A 19,528-nucleotide genomic window follows, 5' to 3' on the forward strand; every position below is an offset into this window, starting at 1 on the left:
ATCGCTGCTACTTCGGCAGCGTATAGGCCATCACATAGTCGCCGGGCTTGGTGCCGACCGAGCCATGGCCGCCGGCGACGATGACCACGAACTGGCGGCCGTCGGCGACGGTGTAGGTCATCGGCGTCGACTGCCCACCGGCCGGCAGCCTGGCCTGCCAAAGCTGCTTGCCCGATGTCAGGTCATAGGCGCGCAGATAGTCGTCGACCGCCGCGCCCAGGAAGACGACGCCGCCGGCGGTGATCATCGGCCCGCCAATGCCGGGAACACCGACCTTCAGCGGCAAGGGCAACGGCGTCATGTCGTAGACGGTGCCGTTGCGGTGCTTGTAGGCGATCTTGCCGGTTCTGAGGTCCGCTCCCGCCACATAGCCCCATGGCGGCGCCTGGCAGGGCACGCCGAGCGGCGACAGGAACGGCCCCATCACCACCGCATAGGGTGCGCCCTCATTGCGGTTCAGCCCCTGCTCGCTGCCGCGCCCCTCATCCGGCGGCGGCACCTGGTCGCGCGGAATGAGCTGCGATTTGAACGCCAGATAGGTCGGCATGCCGAACATCACCTGCCGCACCGGATCGACGGCGACGCCGCCCCAGTTGAATGTGCCGAAATTACCGGGATAGACCAGCGACCCCTGCACCGATGGCGGGGTGTAGCGGCCCTCGTAGCGCAGGCCCTGGAATTCGATCCGGCAGGCCAGCTGGTCGAACATGGTGATGCCCCACATGTCGGCGCCGGTCAGCGGCCTCGGATTGAAGGAGAGATCCGAGACCGGCTGCGTCGGCGACGTGTGATCGCCCTCGACAGCGCCGCCCGGCGCCGGCACTTCCTTGATCGGGATGATCGGCTCGCCGCTGCGCCGGTCGAGCACGTAGAGGTCGCCCTGCTTGGTCGGTCCAACCAGGCCCGGAACGACGCCGGCAGCGGTGGTGATGTCGACCAGGGTCGGCTGTGCCGGCACATCCATGTCCCAGAGGTCGTGATGCACGGTCTGCCGCACCCAGCGCACTTGTCCGGTGGCCAGATCGAGCGCGGTGATCGAGGAGGAAAACTTCTCGACATTGGCGCTGCGGCCCATCCCGAGCTGGTCCGGCGTCTGGTTGCCGAGCGGCACATAGAGCAGGCCGAGCTTCTCGTCGGCGCTTGCCGTCGACCACATGTTGGGCGAGTTGTGGGTGTAGGTCTGGCCTGCCGCCAGCGGCGTTGTCTGGTCCGGATTGCCGGAATCCCAGTTCCACACCAGGGCGCCGGTGTCGACGTCGAAGGCCCGGATGACGCCGGACGGCTCTTGCGTCGAATAATTGTCGTTGACCGCGCCGCCGATGATGATCTTGCCGCCCGCAATCAGCGGCGCCGAGGTCGAGTAATAATAGCCCGACTTCGGATACGGCATGTTGGTCAACAAATTGAGCGTGCCGGCTTCGGCGAAGGACGGGCAGACCTGGCCGTTGGCGGCGTCGAGCGCGATCAGCCGCGCATCCGAGGTCGGCAGATAGACGCGCGTCGCGCAAGGCTGGCCGGCGGCGATCTTGGCATCGGCATAATAGGACACGCCGCGGCAGGTCTGGTGCTGGCGGTCCTTGTCGAGCTTGATCTTGGGATCGAAACGCCATTTCTCCTTGCCGGTGGCGGCATCGATGGCGATGGCGAAATTGTGCGGCGTGCAGATATAGAGCGCATCGCCCACCTTCAGCGGCGTCACCTGGTAGGTGGTTTCGCCGACATCGTCCGGCCCTTTCACGTCGCCGGTCTGGTAGATCCAGGCCGGCTGCAATTTGGCGACATTGTCGGGCGTGATCTGGTCGAGCGGCGAATAGCGCTGGCCAAATTGCGTACGGCCGTAGAAATGCCATTCGCCCGGAGGCACATTGCCGCCGAGATCGGCAGTCGGCGTCACCTTGTCGGCGCTGAGGTCGCCGGCGATGTCCTTGGGATCGGCCGTCATCGAATAACCGGCGACGGCGAGCGATGCGAGCACGGCCAGAATGAGCGGCGCGCGCGCGTCGGGGCCGATCAGGCCCCGCCTTGCCCAAGGCGTCAGCAGCCACAGCGCCAGAAGCACGATGATGCCGCCGCGCGGTCCGAGTTCCCACCAGTCGAAGCCGATTTCCCACACCGCCCAGGCCAGCGTGCCGAGCACGATCGCCGCGTAGAGCCAGAGCGCCGTCGATTTGCGCCGGAAGAGCAGCCATGCGGCGATGAGGAAGGCGAGACCGGTGACGACATAGTACCAGCTGCCGCCCAGCATCGCGAGCCAGACGCCGCCGCCGCCAAGTGCGAGGCCGATGAGGAACAGGATGAGGGAGGTGATGACGACAGCCAAGACGATACTCCTTCGACTGATGCGCTTTGCAGCGCCTCACGGGCAGCCGCCCCTGCCCTGTCGCCAGCTTTCTCCCCCAGGCCGCGTGTGTCAAGCTGGCCCTGCCAGCATAAGGCGAGAGCAAACGCTCGACTTCATTCCGCTCCCACGCTGCAGCACCTCCACGACATTGTCGGGCGTCGGGACGATGAAATTCGCACTGCGCCCCAGAATCTCACTTTCAAACCAGAACAAAACGTAGACACTTCTGGTCTTTCGCTCCCGAATCACTACATTCGGGGGAGATGTCCGGCTTTGCGGAAGACATGCCCTTTTTTGACGAACCCAATGCGCGGCCCGCAGCCCCGTCGGGCATAGCTGCGCGCGCCATGGCGGCCCGCAGCGGCCCCAACAGCGCGCCCGATTATCTCAACGGCCTCAACCCCGAGCAGCGGCTGGCGGTGGAAACCACCGAAGGCCCGGTCCTGGTGCTGGCCGGCGCCGGCACCGGCAAGACCCGCGTGCTGACCACCCGCATCGCCCATATCCTGGCCACCGGCAGGGCTTTCCCCTCGCAGATCCTGGCGGTGACCTTCACCAACAAGGCCGCGCGCGAGATGAAGCAGCGCATCGGCCATCTCGTCGGCGAAGCCGTCGAGGGCATGCCGTGGCTCGGCACCTTCCACTCCATCGGCGTCAAGCTCTTGCGCCGCCACGCTGAGCTGGCCGGGCTCAAATCCGATTTCACCATCCTCGACACCGACGATGTCGTACGGCTGATCAAGCAGCTGATCCAGGCCGAAGGCCTCGACGACAAGCGCTGGCCGGCCAAGCAGTTCGCGCAGATGATCGACGGCTGGAAGAACAAGGGCCAAGGCCCCGCCGACATTGCCGAGGGCGACGCGCGCAGCTTCGCCAACGGCAAGGGCCGGGAACTCTACAAGGCCTATCAGGAGCGGCTGAAGACGCTGAACGCCTGCGACTTCGGCGATCTGCTCTGCCACCCTATCCGCATCTTCCGCGCCAATCCGGACGTGCTGAAGGACTACCACAAGCGCTTCAAATACATCCTCGTCGACGAGTACCAGGACACCAACACCGCGCAATACATGTGGCTGCGGCTCCTGGCGCAAAGACCTACCTCCCCCTCGATGGGGGAGGTCGCCCCCGCGATACGCGCGGGGGGGGGGGTGCGCCCCCGCCGCCCGGGGGGGGTCGCCCCGGGGCCCCCCGCCCCCCCCACCCCACCCCCCCCCCCGCCCGGGGGGGCGCGCGCGCCCCCCCCCCCCCCCCGGGGGGGGGGGGGCCCCCGCGCCGGCGCCAGCCACCCCCCCCCGCCGCTTCGCGGCGACCCTCCCCATCCAGGGGAGGGTAAAGCGCGCTCGGCCGAAGGCCGCAAGCCCGACCAGGCGTCCGAGCCGTTGCGAGGCGACTCCCGCGACGCCGAAGGCGCGCAAAAAAGAGGGGGCGGAGGGCCTGCGCCGGCAGGCGCGGAACGGCCCGTGAGCGAAAACAAAGTCAACATCTGCTGCGTCGGCGACGACGACCAGTCCATCTATGGCTGGCGTGGCGCCGAGGTCGACAACATCCTGCGCTTCGACAAGGATTTTCCCGGCGCCACCATCATCCGGCTGGAGCGCAATTATCGCTCGACCGCGCACATCCTCGGCACTGCCTCGCACCTCATCGCCCACAATGAGGGCCGCTTCGGCAAGACGCTGTTCACCGAGAAGGTCGCCGAGGACGACGAGAAGGTGCATGTTCACGCCGCTTGGGATTCCGAGGAGGAAGCCCGCGCCGTCGGCGAAACCATCGAGACCTACCAGCGTGCCAAGCACAAGCTGAACGACATGGCCATCCTGGTCCGCGCCTCCTTCCAGATGCGCGAATTCGAAGACCGCTTCGTCACGCTCGGCCTCAATTACCGCGTCATCGGCGGCCCGCGTTTTTATGAGCGCATGGAAATCCGCGATGCGCTGGCCTTCTTCCGCGTCATCGCGCAGGGCGCCGACGACCTCGCCTTCGAGCGCATCGTCAATGTCCCCAAGCGCGGCCTGGGTGAAGCCACCATCCGCCAGATCCACGACACGGCGCGGAGCTTGCGCATCCCGATGCTGGAGGCAGCCGCCAAGCTCGCAGAAAGCGACGAGCTGAAGCCCAAGCCCCGCGCGGCCTTGCGCGAAGTGGCGGCCAATTTCGAGCGCTGGCAGAAGGCGCTGGAAACCACGCCGCACACCGAACTCGCCGAGACCATTCTGGAGGAGAGCGGCTACACCGACATGTGGAAGAACGACCGCTCGGTCGAGGCGCCGGGCCGGCTGGAAAACCTGAAAGAGCTTATCCGCTCGATGGAGGAGTACGAATCGCTGCGCTCCTTCCTCGAGCATGTCGCGCTGGTCATGGACGCCGAGCAGAACGCCGAGCTTGACGCCGTCAACATCATGACGCTGCATTCGGCCAAGGGCCTCGAATTCGAGACCGTGTTCCTCCCCGGCTGGGAGGAAGGCCTGTTTCCGCACCAGCGCGCGCTGGACGAAGGCGGCCGCTCCGGCCTGGAGGAAGAGCGCCGTCTCGCCTATGTCGGCCTGACCCGGGCCAAGAAGAACCTGCATCTGTGGTTCGTCTCCAACCGCCGCATCCACGGCCTGTGGCAGTCGACCATCCCGTCGCGCTTTCTGGACGAACTGCCGGAAGCCCATGTCGAGGTCGCCGAAAGCGGCAATTCCTACGGCGGCTACGGCAATTCCTATGGCGGCGGTTCGTTCGCGTCGGGCCGTGGCGGCCAGGGCGCAGGACGGCAGAACCCCTACGGCGCCTCGCGCTTTGACAATGTCGGCGCGGAAAAATCCGGCGCCTTTTCCAACACCTATGCCACGCCCGGCTGGCAGCGCGCGCAGGCCAACCGCACCGAGGCCACCGACCGCAACTGGGGCTCGCGCTCCGGCCATCAGGTCGAGCGCATCGGCTATGGCGAGACCGACAGCGGTTATGGCGCCGGCCGCACCTCGGTCAAAGGCCGCACCATCGACGGCGAACTGGTCGCCAAATCCGTCGCCGACACGCCGTCAGCCTTTAGTGTCGGCGACCGCGTCTTCCACCAGAAATTCGGCAACGGCAACATTTCCAACATCGAAGGCAACAAGCTGACCATCGACTTCGACAAGGCCGGCCAGAAACGCGTGCTGGACGGGTTCGTCGCTGCGGTGTGAGGTTGCCCAAAAAATTGTCTGTTTTTGAGGAACAAATAGGGTACAATTCACTGAATGGCTTACGACTCACGATATATTGCAAATTTGGTGCTCGATCGTGCGGACGCCGAGGGGCTCGGAATCACAAATCTTGAGATCAACAAGATAATATATTTCTTGCATTCCACATATCTCGCTAACTTTGGATCGCCACTAATTGAGGCAAAGATAGAAGCATGGGACTATGGACCAGTAATTAGAGAAATATATTCTGAATTTAAATCTTTTGGATCGGCCGATATCAATACCAGGGCTACAAAGCTAGACTTAATGTCTTTGAAGAGAGTGCCTGTATACGAAACGATAGGTGCAAATGACGCAGATTTTCTGTATCCGATAATCGATAAGTACATGCGTTTGGGGGCGACAAAACTTGTGAATATGTCTCACGAAAAAGGTGGGCCGTGGGACCTAGTGTATAATGCCTCGGGGAGGAGCAATCCTGGGATGGAGATATCAGATGATCTCATCCAGCGATATTTCTTACGTCAAACCCGGCACTAATGAGGAACGCTCATGCAGATAAGCAAACTTAGCAGGCCTCCCTACGCTCACAACTGGGTCCGATATGTTTTCCCGGATCGCGCCCGAACGACGAAAGAACTCGTTAGGTTTGTGACCGGTTTTCCAACGACTACGTATTCTGCCGCCTCGCCGATTATTCGAGACCGAATTGTCTATGGGCTCGATCGGCGCACGGCGTTAATTGCGGCAATGTCGAAGGGACGCGCAAATAGCCGTGGTATTGTCGGCGAGTAGGTTGAGGCGTTTTATGACTACGATGAAAAAAGAGGCTACTTCGGCAAGCCGTGTTTTGACGAAATAATTGAACCATTTCGAGTTGGTAAGGGGCTTGTCGTTCCCGTGAAGCCCCTCATAACCATCGTTGAGAATGGACTTCAGGTTCCCATCTTTACAGTGGGTTGGGCAAACTTCCCGTTGACCATCTGGCAGATGCGTTTGCTCGCCACGATTTTTGAGGATGCTGTGTTTTCGCTAACCGATTTTAGGAAATCGCCTGGCGAATTTCTCTGCTTCCCAAAAGTAGGAAAAGGCGATTCAGCGAAACGCCAGCCTATCGTGTGGAATCGCGGTGACTTCGAGCTTCTCTCAAGAAATGAATTACGCGAGTGCCTCGATGAATTTCTGTTGGCGCTAGAAGACGCGAAAATTATTCTAGAAGCAGCACATCGGAAAGAACAGGCCGAAGCTCCGGCTGTTGAAGAGAAGCCGTTGGGCGATACACCGCTGTTCGACTGGCGGTAGAATGCGGCCGAGCTACCTGTACCGCGCCTGGTTCCACTTGTGCCCCAACAGCGACAGGATGATGATCAGGCCGTTGAAGAACTGGACGTAGAAGCCGCTCAAGCCCGCCGCCACCACGCCGGTCTGGATGAACGACACGGTGACCGCGCCGATGGCGCCGCCGGCAACCGTGCCGATGCCGCCCCAGGTCGGCGTGCCGCCGACGAACACCGAAGCCAGCACCGGCAAGAGATAGCCGTCGCCCGCGGTCGGCCACCAGGTGAAGTTGATCATCACCGAAAACGTGCCGGCGATCGCGGCCCCGATGCCGGTGAAGATGAACACTTTCACCCGCACACGCTTGACGTCGATGCCCATTTGCTGGGCGCTGTCGGGGTTGTCGCCGACGACCCTCACCTGCGCGCCGAAGCGGTGCCGGTTGTAGAGCATTGCCGACAAAATGACGAAGGCGAGTGCCCAGAAGACCTGTACCGGAAAACCCCACACCTGACCGGAGAAGATGGTGTACGCCCAGCTGTCGCTGAGACCGGTCAATGCCGTCGATCTGCCCTCGTTGATGATCTGGATCAGTCCCCGCAGCAGGAAATTCATGCCGAGGGTGGCGATCAGCGACGACAGCCCGCCATAAACGACCAGGGATCCGACGAGAAAGCCGAGCAGCGTGCCGGTGAGAATCGCCGCTGCGATGCCGAGAAACGGATCGTAGCCGGCCTGCACCACCAGCGCGAACACCCAGGAGGCAAAGCCCATGGTTGCGGGAAACGACAGGTCGATCTCGCCGCAGGTGACGACGAAGACCAGCGGCACCACCACGAACAGCGCAACGGGCAGCGTGGTCAGCACGGATCTGTAGAGATACCAGGTGGTGAACACGGTTGGGTTGGCGATCAGGAACGCCGCCATCATGATGATGAACACGGCGAGCGTGCCGAGCGCTGCGCGGTTGTCGATGACGAAACCGCGCAGCCAGTGGTCGGACGGGTGCTTCCACTCAGGTCGGGCCGCCTTGCCGCCAAGAGGGCTCTGCAGATCGGGTTCCATGGTCTTGCTCATCGTGCTGCCCTCTCCGCGTCGCCGGCCTCGTGCAGCCCCGGCAATCCGCCGGGATGCGCAACGTCTTCCATGAAGTTGATCAGCTCTTCGGCCGACTTGACCTCGGTGCGATCGGCGGTCAGCGCCACCTTGCCGCGGTCAATCACAACGAAGCGGTCGGCGATGTCGAAGACGTGATGGATGTTGTGGCCGATGAACAGGATCGAGCGCCCGCTCGCCCGCACCTGGCGCACGAAATGGAAGACCTTGGCGGTCTCGGTCAGCGACAGCGCCGTCGTCGGCTCGTCGAGGATGATCAGCTCCGCCTGCTTGTAGATGGCGCGCGCGATCGCCACGCCCTGGCGTTCGCCGCCGGAGAGCTGGCCGACGATCGAATGCGGCGTGAACACTTTCGAGGTAAAGCCGATCTCGCGCATCAGCCGGCTCGCCTCCTCTATCTCTTTATTGACCTTCAGAAAGCCCATGAAGCCGGTGAGTTCGCGGCCCATGAAGATGTTGCGCACGATGGTCTGCTGCACGGCCAGCGCCCGGTCCTGGAAAACCGTCTCGATGCCGGCGTCGCGCGAGCGTGCCGCACTCCAGCCGGTCACCGGCTTGCCGCGCACCAGGATCTCGCCGCTGGTCGGCTTGACGACGCCGGACAGGATCTTGATCAGCGTCGATTTGCCGGCGCCATTGTCACCGATCAAGCCAACCACCTCGCCGCGGTCGACCGAGAGATTGACCCCGCCCAGCGCATAGACCTGGCCATAGGATTTGCTGATGTCGCGCAGTTCGATGATGCGTTCGGCCATGGCGATCCTCGCTCCTGTGGTATCATCCCGGCCTGGTGCCGGCGGTCCTGCCGGCCGGGCTTGCGCCCAGCCGGCAGTTTGGGAGGTCAGCGCAGCGCCTGCTTGGCGAGCTCGGCGACGATCTCGTAATTCTGCGGCGTGACGAAGCCCGCCCCGGTGTCGACATTCATCGGCGCCAGGCCCAGCACCACCTGCTGGCAAAGGCTGAGGATCGGCAGATAGCCTTGCAGAAACGGCTGCTGATCAGCCGTCAGCTGCACCCAGCCGCCCTTGAACGCCTCGACGATCTGCGGGCTGGTGTCGAAGCCGAAGTTGAAGATGTCGCCGGGTTTGCGTCCCGCCGCCTGCATGTAGGTGGCGACGTTGCCCAGCATCTGGCCGCCGGGATAGCCGACCGCCTTCACATCGGGATTGTTGAGCAGTGCCGCCGTGATCACCGGGATCGCCAGATTGGGGTCGGACGCCCATTCGCCGCTCGGCGGCGAGGACAGCTGGATGACCTCGACGCCGGCTTCCTTCAGCGCGGCCACGGTGCCGCGCTCGCGCGCGCCGCGGGCCTCGTTCTCGAACGGACCGATCATGATCGCCTTGTCGCCGGACTTGAGCTTGCCGAGCTTGAACGCTTCAGCGCCGAGCGCGCGGCCCTGCTGCTCCTGCTGGGCGCCGACATAACCGCCGCCGAACGCGTCCACCACCTTCGGCACCGGCACGTTCTGGTACATCATCTTGATGCCGTCCTTATGCGCCTGTTCGGCCAGCGGCATGATCGCGGCGTCGCCCGGATGGCCCATCATGGCAATGCCGTTTGGCTTCACGGCGACGGCCTCGCGCAATTGCTGCACCATCTTCTCGACGTCCCACTGCGAGAAGATATAGTCGACCTTCGGCCCGAGATCGGACGCCGCCTGCTTGGCGCCATTATAGACGATGGTACCGAAAGCGTCGCCTTCGGCGCCGCCGACGAAAAAGCGGATGTGGACATCCTTGCACCACTGGGCGTCGAGCGCCTGCGCCGGCAGAGTGAAGATGGCGGCGCATAGCGCCGTGGCGGCGGCCACGACGGTCGAGCGCAGAAGTGTCGTTCTCATTGCGATGCTCATGCACGTTCCTCCCTTTTGTCCTCGGTGAGCCGAGGGGTTTCGTCATTCGCTTTTCGGCAGTGCTTGTCGGCAGTGCTTGGCAATCTGTCAGGCCGGCTCCTCCCACCGGCCCTCGGTCACGCCGGGTTCGGCAGGTAGGTCGCTCCTCCCCGGCATTGCTTGAGGTATTCCAGCCCGCGCACCTGGCCTGTGATTTCGAGGTCGCCGCGATAGACCGGGTCGTGCCAGCCCTCGATGTCGATGGCGCCCTTGTAACCGGCCAGCCGCAATTCGCTGATCACCCGCGTCCAGTCGCTGTCGCCAAAACCGGGCGTGCGCATCTGCACGAAGGGCAGCTTGCCGAACACGCCGTGCTCGCGGATCACATCCCAGCGCACCGTCGCGTCCTTGCCGTGGACATGGAAGATGCGCGGCGCCCATTTGCGGATCTGCGGCATCGGGTCGATGAGATAGACCAGCTGATGGCAGGGCTCCCATTCGAGGCCGAGATTGTCGTCGGGCAATTCGTTGAACATCAACTCCCAGGCATCGGGATTGTGGGCGATGTTCCAGTCGCCGGCCGCCCAGTTGCCATCCATCGCGCAATTCTCGAAGGCGATGCGCACGCCCTTGTCTGCGGCGCGCCTGGCCAGCGGACCCCAAACCTCACGGAAGCGCGGCAGGCTGTCTGTCAGCTTCTTGCCACGCAGACGTCCGGTGAAGCCGCTGACGATCGAAGCGCCGAACAGATGCGCATTGTCGATGACGGTTTCCCAGGCCGCGAGCACGCCGCGATCGACCTCGCCATCCTCCAGCGGATTGCCGAACACGCCGATCGACGACACGGCGACATCGGCATCGCCCATCGCCTCGCCAATCTCACCGGCGAGCCGCGCCAAATCCTTGCCGCCCAGCGTCTGCCAGAAGAAGGGCTGGATGCTCTCGAAGCCGAGCGGCAGAATCTCTTTGATGTAGGCGGCCGGGTCTTCGAGATTGGCCCGCACCATGGTGCCGATCCGGATGTCGAGAAGCGGGTTTGGCATCATGATGCTTCCTGTGTGATTGCGACGCGCCGTCCGGTCTCGGCGCTTTCGATGGCGCCAAAAACCATGGCCAGGCTTTTGATGTTGTCGCTGCCACGGGTTTCCGGCTCGCTGCCGGTCTCGATGGCGTGGATGAAATCCTTGATGATGCCGAGATGACCGCCGACGCGGTCGGCGGAATCGAGCGGCGGTACTGTGATGGGCTGGGTCAGGTCGAACAGGCCATCGCGGACCGACAACACAACCTCGGCCTTCAGTCCGTCCTCGCCGTCCCAGACCAGGCTGCCGTGCTCGGCGACGATGCGCCACGTGCTCTCCCAGCTGGTGCGGAAGCCCGCCGCGCACCAAGAGCCTGCATAGGTGAACACCTTGCCGCCGCCGAGATCGAAGATAGCGCTGGCCGACGATCCCTGCCGGTACCAGGAATTCGCCGGCTCCCATTCCTGGCAAAAGACGCCGGCGGGATCGCCGCCGACCATGTAGCGGGCGGCGTCGAAAGTATGGATCGCCATGTCGAGCAAAAGCACATGCGCCATCTCCTCGCGGAAGCCGCCGAAATGCGGCGCGACGAAGAAATCGGCATGGATGCTGGTTGGCTTGCCGATGGCGCCGGAGTCGAGAAAGCGCCTGATGCGCCGGACATTGGCGACGTAGCGGCGGTTCTGCACGACCGCATGGATACGCCCCGCGTTACGTGCGGCATCGACGATGGCGCGCGCATTTTCTGGAGTATCGGCCAGCGGCTTTTCCGTCAGCAGATGGCAATTATGGGCAAAGGCGGCAAAGGCGACGTCGCGCCGGGCGGCGGGAACCACGACATCGAACACCGCGTCCGGCCTGGTCTGGTCGAGCACCGCATCCAAGCTGGTGCCGATGACGGCGCCGTCAAGCCCGTATTCGCGCGCCCTCGCCTTCGCCCGTTCGGCGTCGAGATCGACCAAGCCGACAATGGCCAGCCCGTCGATCTGCCTCGCGGCATCGAGCCAGGCCTTGCTCATCGCTCCACAGCCGACGAGGACGGCATTCATCATCCGGCATTCCTCCCGTCCGGCCCCTCCAGACCGAATGTCACGGCATTGACGGCACCACCGTAAACGTTTTTCCGTAAACGTTTACGAGAACACACCCGATGGCCTAGAATGTCAATCGGCTGTCCGCGAAAATCATCCCGAAGCCTTGGCCTGAGCGGCAGCCGGTGCTAGCCAAGGGTCGGGGGAGAGAAGTCCTTGGCGTCCAGCATCCATGACCTCGCGCGTCACCTGAACATTTCGATCGGCACCGTGTCGCGGGCGCTGAACGGCCGCGCCGACGTCAATGCCGACACCCGCCAGCGCGTGCTCGCCGCCGCCAAGCAGCTGAACTATTCGCCCAACCAGTCCGGCCGCAGCCTGCGGCAAGGCGCCACCCATTCGATCGCCTTCATGCTGCAACCGCATCCGGGGGACCAGCAATATGGCGAACCGTTCTTCATCCCGTTCCTGATCGGTCTGCAAGGCCGGCTTGCCGAGTATGGCCTGGATCTGATGGTCGTCATGGGTGAGCCCGGTCAATATCAGCAGGACAGGCTGCGCCGAGTGGTTGAGACGCGCCGGGCCGACGCGGTCGTGTTGGCCAACACACGGCGGGAAGACGATCGGATCGACTATCTCAGCAAGGCCGGCTTTCCCTTCGCCACGCTTGGCCGAAGTCAATCCGGCGACGACACCTATCCTTCGCTCGATATCGATTTCGAGAGGGCGGGTGATGAAGCCGTCGACCGGCTGGTCGCGCGCGGCCACCGCCGCATTGCCGCCATCCGCCCTTCGCTTGATCTCAACTTCGGCTACCTGTTCCTCGACGGCTACCGCAAGGCGCTGAAGCGGCATGGTATCGAAGTCGACCCCGGCCTGATCGCCGACGGCTTCATCAACGAGGCCGGAGGCTACCAGGTGACGCCGCGCGTGATGCTCTCCAAGGACCGGCCCACAGCCATCATCTTCAACAATGACGCAATGGCGCTCGGCGGCTGCAAAGCACTGGCCGAGATGGGCATCAGGCCCGGCCACGACATCGCGGTGATCGTCATCGTCGACACGCCGCTCTGCCGTTATTTCTCGCCGGCGCTGACCGCCTTCCGTCCGTCGCTGGAGCCGATGGGCCGGCGGCTGGCCGAAATGTTGCTGGCCTCGCTTCCCGCCTTTGCCGGCCCGGAAGGTCCGCGCATCATCCGCGAAGTCTGGCCGCTGGAGCTGATCGCCCGCGACAGCGATTGATAGTGCGTCTCTCCCTTCTCCCACAAGGGAGAAGGAAGAGGCCCGCTCTGTCACGCAAGTATCATGTTCGCGTCCTAGACCGCTTTGCGAGAGGGCGACATCGTCGATGCGATGCGGTGGCCCCTTTGCGCCGCTCAAGGCTTGTCACAAAGAGGATCTCCATGAAAATCTCGCACCGAACCGTGTCGCTCGGCGCCGCGCTGGCGCTGTTTACCGCCCTGACCCCTGCCCTTGCCGACAGCACAGCCACCGTTGGTGGCTTCGTCAACAAGGGCCTGGTCGGCGTCGGCCGCATCCCGGCCGATCAGAAGGACAAGTTCGGCGAGACCTTCGGCTCCGGCTCCGGCATGTCGATCGACGCCGCAAGCTGGACCCGTGGCGCGGACGGCTACAAGGGCTCGCTCTGGTTGCTGCCGGACCGTGGCTACAATGTCGTCGGCACCACCGATTACCGGCCGCGCCTCAACACTATTCGCATCGAGTTCACGCCGGTAGCACTAGGCGCCACGCCCACCTCCGGCCAGGAACAGACAGGCGTCAAGGCGACGCTTGCCGATTCCCTGCTCCTCACCGACGACAAGGGCGCTGACGCCACCGGCCTCGATCCGCTCAACGGCGTGCGCGCGGCCAATGGCGACCTGCCGATCCTGCCCGAGGCCAATGGCAAGCTGGCGCTCGACAATGAGGCGATCGCGCGGCTGCCCGACGGCACCATGTTCATCTCTGACGAATACGGCCCCAACATCTACCGCTTCTCGGCCGACGGCCATCTGTTGTCGGCAACGCAGCCGCCCGCCGCTTTGGTGCCGATGCGCAAGGGCGCGCCGAACTTCGCCTCCGACAATCCGGGCCCCGGTGCAGCCGAACCCGATCCGAAGGATCCCGAAACCGGCCGCCAGAACAATCAAGGCCTCGAAGGCATGGCGCTGACGCCGGACGGCAAGTCGCTGATCGCTGTGCTGCAGTCGGCGCCCCGCCAGGATGGCGGCGATTCGCCCGCGACGCGCCAGAACACCCGCGCGCTGGTCTACGACGCCTCCGACCCGGCCCATCTCAAGCTGGTGCATGAATATGCCGTGCCGCTGCCGGTGTTCAAGGACGCCAAGGACAAGACCAAGGTCGCCGCGCAGAGCGAAATCGTGGCGCTGTCCGACAAGACCTTCCTGATGCTGGCGCGCGACAGCGGAAACGGCCAGGGGGTGAAGGGCGATACTTCGCTGCTGCGCCAGATTTTCGTCGTCGACGTCTCTGGCGCCACCGACATTGCCGGCGGCGCCTTCGATGCCGCCGACAAGCCGCTGGCGCCCAAGGGCGTGCTCGACCCCTCGGTGACGCCGGCCAAGCTGACGCCGTTCATCGACATCAACGACAACAAGGAACTCGGCCGTTTCGGTCTGCATGACGGCAAGCCGAACGACAAGAACAATCTCTCGGAGAAGTGGGAAGCAATGTCTGTGGTCAGCCTGCTCGATCCGGCGCTGCCCGACGACTATTTCCTGTTCGTCGGCAACGATAACGATTTTCTCACCCAAGACGGTTTTCAGGTCGGCGCGCCCTACAAGGCCGACGACGGCGCCGATGTCGACACCATGTTCCTGGTCTATCAGGTCACGCTTCCGGGCCTCGCCAACAAGTAGCCGTATACGGAAAGGCGGACGCGCCCGGCGCGTCCGCCTCTAACCGTCTGTCGGCGATCAGCGATGCCGTGAAGGCACCTATTTCAAAATCTCCGCATCCCTTGGCACGCCGGCATCGATCGGCTCGGCGGTCCGGCTCGACACAGCCATGATCTTGCCCGCGGCCGACAGGTTCGGGCGCACATAGACCTGGGCTACGCCGTTGACCCGGCTGTAGAGGTCGATGATGTCCTGGTTCATGAAGCGCACGCAGCCCGACGACGCGTTCTTGCCGATGGAATCCCATTCCGGCGTGCCGTGCAGCCGGTACATCGTGTCCTTGCCGTCGCGGAACAGATAGAGCGCACGCGCGCCGAGCGGGCTCTGCGGTCCCGGCGGCATGCCGTCCTTATATTTCGCCAGTTCCGGCCGGCGCTGGATCATTTCCGGCGGCGGCGTCCACACCGGCCATTTCTTGCGCGCCTGGATCACGGCGCTGCCGGTCCAGCCAAACCCGGCCTTGCCGAGGCTGACGCCATAGCGCATTGCCTTGCCGCCGTCGCGCACCAGATAGAGAAAATGCTCGGATGTATCGACGACGATCGTGCCGGGTTTTTCGCCGGTCGGATCGTCCACGATCTGGCGCACGAACTTCGGATCGAGCTTGGCCACGGGGATTGCCGGCAATGAAAAGCCCTCATCGACGCGCGCCGAATACATGGTGGCGGCATCGCCGAAAGCGGGCTCGGGTGCGGGTGCCGGCGCCGGCGTCGGCGGTACTGCCACATCAGTGGTTGTGCAGGCCGAAAGTGCCATGGCAGCGGCACCCAAAGCGGATGCTCCCAGAAACGCGCGCCTATTCAGGCGCTCGGAAAATAATGGATTGTCGGACATGATCCCCCCGGTTTGCGGCCCCTCGCGGCGATGACCCATAGCCCATTACGCAAGCTTTGAGAACCTGATCGCCTCAGCCGCGTTAAGCTTGATGTTCCGATGCCGCATCGACCTTGTCCGTTAAATCGGCGATCATTGCCGGGCGGACTTTGAGATGAACCTTCGCCGAACAGCCCATGGACGAAAAAATACCACCGCGCCGGCGCACCGGCGATCTCACCAGCGGCCCAATCCCTCGCACGCTGCTGTTGTTCGCGCTTCCGGTGCTCGGTTCCAATGTGCTGCAGTCGCTCAACGGTTCGATCAACGCCGTCTGGGTCGGCCGCTTCCTCGGTGAATCGGCGCTGACGGCGACCTCAAACGCCAATCTGGTGCTGTTCCTGATTCTCGGCACCGTGTTCGGGATCGGCATGGCCGCGACCATCCTGGTGGCGCAATCGGTCGGCGCCCGCGACCTGCCCGAGGCGCGGCGCATCGTCGGCACCAGCGCCAGCTTCTTCTTCCTCGTCTCGGCTATCTTCGCCGTCTGCGGCTGGATCTGGGTCGACGCCATCCTCAACACACTGGGCACCCCGCCCGATGCGCTGCCGCTGGCGCGCTCCTATCTGCGTATCATCTTCGTCGCCGTGCCGATGATGAATCTTCTGTCCTTCGTCATGACGGTGCTGCGCGGTGCGGGTGATTCGCGCACGCCATTCTTCTTCATGGCGCTCGCCGTCGTGCTCGACATCATCCTCAATCCGCTGCTCATTCGCGGCATCGGCCCCTTCCCCGAGCTCGGCATCGCCGGCTCCGCCACCTCGACGCTGATCGGCCAGACAGTGAGCGTGATCGCCATCCTCGTCGTGCTTTATGCCAGAAAGCATCCGCTGCGGCTCGCCGGCGCCAACCTCGCTCTGCTGCGGCCGGATCCGGCGCTGCTCAGGATCGTCGTCTTCAAGGGCGTGCCGATGGGCCTGCAGATGATCGTCATTTCGGCGGCGGCGCTGACCGTCATGGGCATCGTCAACTCCTACGGCTCGCAGGTCGCCGCCGCCTACGGCATCGCAGCGCAGCTGTGGACCTATATCCAGATGCCTGCACTGGCGATCGGAGCCGCAGTCTCGTCGATGGCGGCCCAGAATGTCGGCGCCGGGCGCTGGGACCGCATCGGTCGCATCGCGGCGTCCGGCGTCGGCTTCAACCTGGTGCTCACCGGCGCCCTGGTGGCGCTGCTGTTCCTCTTCGACAGGCCGGTGCTCGGCCTGTTCCTTAGCCGCGACAGCACCGCAATCGACATTGCAGCCCACATCAACAAGGTGGCGTCCTGGTCGTTCATCCTGTTCGGCGTCACCATCGTGCTGTTCGCCACCGTGCGCGCCACCGGTGCCGTGATGCCGCCGCTGATCATTCTGGTGATCTCGGTGCTGGTCGTGCGCACCGGCTTTGCCTATTTCATGCGCGGCGTGATCGGCGAGGAGGCGCTGTGGTGGAGCTTTCCGGCGGGATCGATCACCTCGCTGGTGCTGGCCGCCGCCTACTACCGCTTCGGCCGCTGGCGCACCATGCACATGATCGAGGATCGGCCTGCCGCCGGCGAGCCGCCGGACACAGGCCTCGGCATCCCGCGCGGACGGGCAAACATGGCCGGGACGCCAAACGGGTGAGGCTCAGCGTGCATATTTGACGCCGAACCCCAACGCTACGACCGAGAACAGCGTGATCATGCCGGCGAAGGCCAGGCTTGCCGTCGTCGGAGTGGCCCAACTCGACAGCAGCCCAATGCCGATCACCGGCAGCGCATTGCCGCAGAAGCAGCAGATGAAGAATGCCGACACCAATTCGGCGCGACGCTCGGCAGGTGCGATCTGGTTCACCACCTGCAGGCCGCCGCGATAGCCGAGCGCAGCCGCCACGCCGCACAGAGCGGTGGCGGCAATCATCAGCGACATCGAGGCGAAAAACTGCGCCGCAACCACCAGCCCCACCGCAGGGATCATCAGCGCCGGCGCGGCCAGCATGCCGGCGCGACTGGACAGTCGGGTCGTGGCCAGAATGGTCGCGGCCGCAACGATCGACAGTTCGAAGAACAGCGCGCCGGCCTCGGCATGGTTGGCCACATGCAGCTGCTGCGCCAGGATGCTCGGCGCCAGGGCTGCATAGAAGCCGACCAGCGCCATGGCGCCGAAACCGGTGACCGCCGGCGCCACGAAGGCAGCGCGGATATCGCTCGGCACCGATAGCCGTGGCCGCAACGAAACGTCGGTCAGCCTGCCCGGCCGGGACACGGTTTCGCGGGTACGCCAGATCAGCAGCGTCACCACCACCAGCAAGGCAAGATAGACCGCAAACGTTAGTCTCAACGGCCAGGGCGCATATTCGGCGAGCAGGCCCGATGCCAGCGCGCCGAGGCCAAGGCCAACGAAGTTGGTGCTGGTGGCGATGATTGCCGCGCGCGATTTGTCCTTACCTTCGATCAATTCGGCAAGCCAGGCCGTGCCGGTTCCCGCGCCGACGCCGATGCCAAGGCCGCTCAATATGCGGGCGACATCGAGCCATGCTACATTCTCGGCCAGCAGGAACACCACCGCGCTGACCACCGCTATGGCCATCGACGCCAGCGCCGCAGGACGGCGGCCAATGCCGTCGGACAAGCGCCCGAACATCAGCAATGCGCCGAGATTGCCGACGACATAGACGGCGTAGACCAGCGTCAGCGTGATCTGCGAGAAACCGAAGGCCTGCTTGTAGATGACGTAAAGCGGCGTCAGCACCGTGCTGCCGGCGAACAGCGCGGCGATCATGGCGGCAACCGCGGCCATCGCGGGCCGGCCATCGAGTCCGTTGTCGCGCGTCGTGGTCTCGGCATAGCTGGTCATGGCAACCTCCGGCCAATCGCCCAACGCCCAATTGCGCCCCAACGTCCATGTAAGGATGGCCGTTCCACGCGCCGAACTTCATCCTGACAACCTTGTCAGGATGGTCTTGCCCGAAGTCCTCGCTTAACGTCTTTCCATCGAGAGGGAGAATCCATGGGAAAAGGTAGAGTCGAAGCATTCACCGATGGGGTGGTCGCCATCATCATCACCATCATGGTGCTGGAGCTGAAAGTGCCGCATGGCCAGGATTTTTCAGCGCTTCTGCCGCTGTGGCCGATCTTTTTCAGCTATGTCTTGTCGTTCATCAATGTCGGCATCTACTGGAACAATCTGCACAACATGTTCCACACCGTCCAAAGGGTCGACGGCCGCGTGCTGTGGGCCAACCTCAACCTTCTGTTCTGGTTGTCGCTGATGCCGGCAACGACGGCCTTCATGGGCGAGAACCATTTCGCGCCCGTCCCCGTCGCGGTCTATGGCATCGACCTGGTGCTGTGCGCGGTCGCCTACACCTTTCTCGCCACCAAGCTGCACCATTTGCACGGCAACGACACCGCCTTCGCCAAGGCGCTGGGCAATGACCGCAAGGGCAAGATCTCGGTGGCCCTCTACGCCGCAGCCGTCCCGCTTGCCTTCGTCAACCAATGGATCGGCGTTGCGATCTTCGTGCTGGTGGCCGCCGTCTGGTTCGTGCCGGACACGCGTTTTTCGCGGGTGCTGGAAAAGTAGCGTAGGACGTCTCTACTTGCGCATCGCCTTCAGCTTTTCGGCAACCGACGCCGCAAGGTCGGCATAGCGCTCCTCCAGCCGCTCGGCCGCCTTGATGATCGAAAAATCATGGCCGAATTTTTCCAGCGCCATGCGCAATTTCTCGACGAACTCGGCCTGTTTTTCGAGTGCCGAAAACAAGGTCTTCACCTGCGCTTCGCTTATGTCCGGATTGGCAAGCATCTGCGGCACCTCGCGGCCCATCTGGTCGCCGGTGGCGGCCTGCTCCTTCAGGATCGCAACCCAGTCGGTCAATCGGCAGTCTCCTGTTCGGCCGCAGCATGCACGGCCGCCGTTGATGCGGTCAACCCGAACACGCGGGACGGCCTTGCACGATGCGCGTCCCGCGCTAAGTTCG

Annotated in this window: 16 protein-coding genes; 7 read left to right on the forward strand and 9 right to left on the reverse strand. The window is 63.8% G+C overall.

What is annotated here, in order from left to right; all coding sequences use genetic code 11:
• Positions 1 to 7: 7 nt before the first annotated feature.
• Positions 8 to 2,320 (reverse strand): glucose/quinate/shikimate family membrane-bound PQQ-dependent dehydrogenase, encoded by a 2,313-nt coding sequence (locus NKI37_RS03195; protein WP_023682110.1) that lies wholly within the window; start codon positions 2,318 to 2,320, stop codon positions 8 to 10.
• A gap of 284 nt (positions 2,321 to 2,604) precedes the next feature.
• Between NKI37_RS03195 and NKI37_RS03200 the strand changes: the two genes are divergently transcribed.
• The 3 genes from NKI37_RS03200 (at position 2,605) to NKI37_RS03210 (ending at position 6,813) form a co-directional block, all read left to right on the forward strand.
• Complete coding sequence (locus tag NKI37_RS03200) at positions 2,605 to 5,508, forward strand: ATP-dependent helicase (RefSeq protein WP_352794365.1); 2,904 nt, start codon at positions 2,605 to 2,607, stop codon at positions 5,506 to 5,508.
• Between the two features lie 54 nt (positions 5,509 to 5,562).
• The gene (locus NKI37_RS03205; RefSeq protein WP_352791789.1) at positions 5,563 to 6,051 is read left to right on the forward strand and encodes a Panacea domain-containing protein; all 489 of its coding nucleotides are present in this window, start codon (positions 5,563 to 5,565) and stop codon (positions 6,049 to 6,051) included.
• Between the two features lie 435 nt (positions 6,052 to 6,486).
• A complete protein-coding gene (locus tag NKI37_RS03210; RefSeq protein WP_352791787.1) occupies positions 6,487 to 6,813 on the forward strand; it encodes a hypothetical protein in 327 nt (108 codons plus the stop codon).
• 12 nt (positions 6,814 to 6,825) lie between these two features.
• Here NKI37_RS03210 and NKI37_RS03215 read toward each other — a convergent pair whose 3' ends face one another.
• From NKI37_RS03215 to NKI37_RS03235, 5 genes are all read right to left on the reverse strand, one after another.
• A complete protein-coding gene (locus NKI37_RS03215) occupies positions 6,826 to 7,866 on the reverse strand; it encodes an ABC transporter permease (RefSeq protein WP_023668309.1) in 1,041 nt (346 codons plus the stop codon).
• Positions 7,863 to 8,660, reverse strand: coding sequence for an ATP-binding cassette domain-containing protein (locus tag NKI37_RS03220; RefSeq protein ID WP_023668308.1), 798 nt, complete (start codon positions 8,658 to 8,660; stop codon positions 7,863 to 7,865). The genes NKI37_RS03215 and NKI37_RS03220 overlap by 4 nt, the downstream gene beginning before the upstream one ends.
• Before the next feature lie 86 nt (positions 8,661 to 8,746).
• The gene (locus tag NKI37_RS03225) at positions 8,747 to 9,760 is read right to left on the reverse strand and encodes a substrate-binding domain-containing protein (RefSeq protein ID WP_027050608.1); all 1,014 of its coding nucleotides are present in this window, start codon (positions 9,758 to 9,760) and stop codon (positions 8,747 to 8,749) included.
• Positions 9,761 to 9,876: 116 nt separating this feature from the next.
• The gene (locus tag NKI37_RS03230) at positions 9,877 to 10,785 is read right to left on the reverse strand and encodes a sugar phosphate isomerase/epimerase family protein (protein ID WP_027050609.1); all 909 of its coding nucleotides are present in this window, start codon (positions 10,783 to 10,785) and stop codon (positions 9,877 to 9,879) included.
• On the reverse strand, positions 10,782 to 11,813 hold the full coding sequence (locus NKI37_RS03235; protein ID WP_023833898.1) for a Gfo/Idh/MocA family protein: 1,032 nt from the start codon (positions 11,811 to 11,813) through the stop codon (positions 10,782 to 10,784). Before NKI37_RS03235 ends, NKI37_RS03230 begins: the two co-directional genes overlap by 4 nt.
• Before the next feature lie 195 nt (positions 11,814 to 12,008).
• Here NKI37_RS03235 and NKI37_RS03240 point away from each other — a divergent pair, with 195 nt between their 5' ends.
• Together NKI37_RS03240 and NKI37_RS03245 are read left to right on the forward strand one after the other, a co-directional pair.
• On the forward strand, positions 12,009 to 13,034 hold the full coding sequence (locus NKI37_RS03240; protein WP_023746909.1) for a LacI family DNA-binding transcriptional regulator: 1,026 nt from the start codon (positions 12,009 to 12,011) through the stop codon (positions 13,032 to 13,034).
• A gap of 161 nt (positions 13,035 to 13,195) precedes the next feature.
• A complete protein-coding gene (locus NKI37_RS03245) occupies positions 13,196 to 14,671 on the forward strand; it encodes an esterase-like activity of phytase family protein (protein WP_352791783.1) in 1,476 nt (491 codons plus the stop codon).
• A gap of 78 nt (positions 14,672 to 14,749) precedes the next feature.
• Here the strand turns inward: NKI37_RS03245 and NKI37_RS03250 are convergent, their stop codons facing one another.
• Positions 14,750 to 15,544 carry a L,D-transpeptidase gene (locus NKI37_RS03250; protein WP_023705536.1) on the reverse strand — a complete coding sequence of 265 codons (795 nt, stop codon included), beginning with the start codon at positions 15,542 to 15,544 and terminating at the stop codon, positions 14,750 to 14,752.
• A 176-nt stretch (positions 15,545 to 15,720) separates the two neighbouring features.
• On the opposite strand from NKI37_RS03250, the gene NKI37_RS03255 reads away from it, so the two are divergent.
• Positions 15,721 to 17,190 carry an MATE family efflux transporter gene (locus tag NKI37_RS03255; protein ID WP_023817958.1) on the forward strand — a complete coding sequence of 490 codons (1,470 nt, stop codon included), beginning with the start codon at positions 15,721 to 15,723 and terminating at the stop codon, positions 17,188 to 17,190.
• A 3-nt stretch (positions 17,191 to 17,193) separates the two neighbouring features.
• Here the strand turns inward: NKI37_RS03255 and NKI37_RS03260 are convergent, their stop codons facing one another.
• Positions 17,194 to 18,402 carry an MFS transporter gene (locus NKI37_RS03260; protein WP_352790955.1) on the reverse strand — a complete coding sequence of 403 codons (1,209 nt, stop codon included), beginning with the start codon at positions 18,400 to 18,402 and terminating at the stop codon, positions 17,194 to 17,196.
• Positions 18,403 to 18,555: 153 nt separating this feature from the next.
• Between NKI37_RS03260 and NKI37_RS03265 the strand changes: the two genes are divergently transcribed.
• Entirely contained in the window at positions 18,556 to 19,131 is a 576-nt protein-coding gene (locus NKI37_RS03265) for a TMEM175 family protein (RefSeq protein WP_023668299.1), read from the forward strand.
• Between the two features lie 12 nt (positions 19,132 to 19,143).
• Here NKI37_RS03265 and NKI37_RS03270 read toward each other — a convergent pair whose 3' ends face one another.
• Complete coding sequence (locus NKI37_RS03270) at positions 19,144 to 19,425, reverse strand: hypothetical protein (RefSeq protein ID WP_352790957.1); 282 nt, start codon at positions 19,423 to 19,425, stop codon at positions 19,144 to 19,146.
• Between the last annotated feature and the right edge of the window lie 103 nt (positions 19,426 to 19,528).

Origin of the sequence: Mesorhizobium sp. M0626, from assembly GCF_040320665.1 — a bacterium.
Classification (GTDB): domain Bacteria; phylum Pseudomonadota; class Alphaproteobacteria; order Rhizobiales; family Rhizobiaceae; genus Mesorhizobium.

Bases quoted from the DNA above. Each gene is read 5' to 3' on its own strand.
- NKI37_RS03265 (WP_023668299.1), top strand. From the start codon at position 18,556: ATGGGAAAAGGTAGAGTCGAAGCATTCACCGATGGGGTGGTCGCCATC.
- NKI37_RS03200 (WP_352794365.1), top strand. From the start codon at position 2,605: ATGTCCGGCTTTGCGGAAGACATGCCCTTTTTTGACGAACCCAATGCG.
- NKI37_RS03255 (WP_023817958.1), top strand. From the start codon at position 15,721: ATGGACGAAAAAATACCACCGCGCCGGCGCACCGGCGATCTCACCAGC.
- NKI37_RS03220 (WP_023668308.1), bottom strand. From the start codon at position 8,660: ATGGCCGAACGCATCATCGAACTGCGCGACATCAGCAAATCCTATGGC.
- NKI37_RS03235 (WP_023833898.1), bottom strand. From the start codon at position 11,813: ATGATGAATGCCGTCCTCGTCGGCTGTGGAGCGATGAGCAAGGCCTGG.
- NKI37_RS03205 (WP_352791789.1), top strand. From the start codon at position 5,563: ATGGCTTACGACTCACGATATATTGCAAATTTGGTGCTCGATCGTGCG.
- NKI37_RS03225 (WP_027050608.1), bottom strand. From the start codon at position 9,760: ATGAGCATCGCAATGAGAACGACACTTCTGCGCTCGACCGTCGTGGCC.
- NKI37_RS03230 (WP_027050609.1), bottom strand. From the start codon at position 10,785: ATGATGCCAAACCCGCTTCTCGACATCCGGATCGGCACCATGGTGCGG.
- NKI37_RS03245 (WP_352791783.1), top strand. From the start codon at position 13,196: ATGAAAATCTCGCACCGAACCGTGTCGCTCGGCGCCGCGCTGGCGCTG.
- NKI37_RS03250 (WP_023705536.1), bottom strand. From the start codon at position 15,544: ATGTCCGACAATCCATTATTTTCCGAGCGCCTGAATAGGCGCGCGTTT.
- NKI37_RS03215 (WP_023668309.1), bottom strand. From the start codon at position 7,866: ATGAGCAAGACCATGGAACCCGATCTGCAGAGCCCTCTTGGCGGCAAG.
- NKI37_RS03260 (WP_352790955.1), bottom strand. From the start codon at position 18,402: ATGACCAGCTATGCCGAGACCACGACGCGCGACAACGGACTCGATGGC.